Here is a 1,224-nt window from a genome sequence, read left to right as displayed (position 1 = left end):
AGTGACCTGAGACCCGTATCTTCCTCCATTTTGAGGTAGAGTCCGGCCCAACCAGGAGACGGACAATGAAGCGATCAAGGTTCACGGAAGAACAGATCATCGGGATGCTGAAGGAGCAGGAGGCGGGCATGGCGACGGCCGATGTCTGTCGCAAGCACGGGGTCAGCGCGGCGACGTTCTACAAATACAAGGCGCGGTTTGGCGGTCTTGAGGTGTCGGATGCACGGCGGCTGAGGGCGCTCGAGGACGAGAACGCCAAGCTGAAGAAGCTGCTGGCCGAAGCCATGCTCGACAACGCGATCCTGAAGGATGTCACGTCGCGAAAGTGGTAGCGCCCGGCGTGAAGCGGGAGGCGGTGGCACATGTCGTGGCTGTCCACGGGGTGAGCCAACGGCGGGCGTGCAAGGCACTGGCGCTGGACCGGTCGAGCGTGCGCTATCGCAGCGTGCGGCCGGATGATGCCGAAGCGAGGGCTGCGATGAAGGCAGTGGCGGCCGAGCGGCGGCGGTTCGGCTACAGGCGCATCCACGTGATGCTGGAACGGCAGGGGATCACAATGAACCTGAAGAAGCTCAGGCGGCTCTATCGCGAAGAGAAGCTCCAGGTGCGCCGCCGCGGTGGCCGGAAGCGGGCCCTGGGAACGCGCAGGCCGATGCTGGTGCCTGATGCCCCCAACTGGCGTTGGAGCCTGGACTTCGTGAGCGACGCACTGACGGATGGCCGCCGCTTCCGGGTTCTGGCCGTGGTCGATGACTACAGCCGGGAATGTCTGGCGCTGGTGGCCGACACCTCGCTCTCCGGTTTGCGCGTCGTGCGCGAGCTCGATGCGCTGATCGCGCAACGCGGCCGACCGGCGATGGTCGTTTCGGACAACGGGACGGAACTGACCTCTATGGCTGTCCTCAGTTGGTGCCAGCGCACGGGCATCGAATGGCATTACATCGCGCCCGGAAAGCCCATGCAGAATGGCTTTGTCGAGAGCTTCAACGGGCGTTTCCGGGATGAGTTGCTCAACGAGACGCTGTTCTCATCTCTGGCCGATGCGCGGGAACAGATCCGGGCGTGGCAGCACGACTACAATCACCACCGTCCTCACTCGGGCCTGGGGAACATCCCGCCCGTCGAGTTCGTGGCGAAGAAGGGGCTGGCAATGCGCGCCGCGTAGGCCCAGAAATCAACCTGCGGACTCTCCGGAAATCCGGAGGAGAGTCGGGTCTCCGGTCA

1 protein-coding gene is annotated in these 1,224 nt (G+C 64.1%); it reads left to right on the top strand.

Annotation, left to right across the window (positions count from 1 at the left end; translation table 11 throughout):
* Positions 1–65: 65 nt before the first annotated feature.
* Positions 66–1,165 (top strand): IS3 family transposase gene (locus ATO6_RS24705; protein WP_254919284.1). Its coding sequence is split into 2 segments (ribosomal slippage): positions 66–324 and positions 324–1,165, totalling 1,101 coding nucleotides; the frame shifts between segments, so codons are not numbered across the junction.
* The last annotated feature ends 59 nt before the right edge of the window (positions 1,166–1,224 follow it).

This window comes from Oceanicola sp. 22II-s10i (genome assembly GCF_002210105.1).
GTDB lineage: Bacteria > Pseudomonadota > Alphaproteobacteria > Rhodobacterales > Rhodobacteraceae > Pseudooceanicola.
The sequence above is the reverse complement of the archived record's forward strand: the minus strand, read 5'-3'. Positions and strand labels throughout refer to the sequence as shown.